Raw genomic sequence first — 230 nt, 5'->3', positions numbered from 1 at the left:
GGAACGACACCAACCGTTCCACCTGCCCGCGCAGGCCACCCGGGCCGGCACCCGAGACCACCCACGGCACCAAGCGCGAACCACCGTCCACCACCGGCTCGACAGCGGACTCCTCGGCCGCCGGAGCCTCCTCCACGATCACGTGCGCATTCGTGCCGCTCACCCCGAACGACGACACACCCGCCCGACGCACCCGCTCACCACGCGGCCACGCCACACCCTCCGAAAGC

The organism is Streptomyces sp. SID5464, from assembly GCF_009862985.1.
GTDB classification, from domain to species: Bacteria; Actinomycetota; Actinomycetes; order Streptomycetales; family Streptomycetaceae; genus Streptomyces; species Streptomyces chartreusis_D.
Note: the sequence above shows the minus strand (reverse complement) of the source record.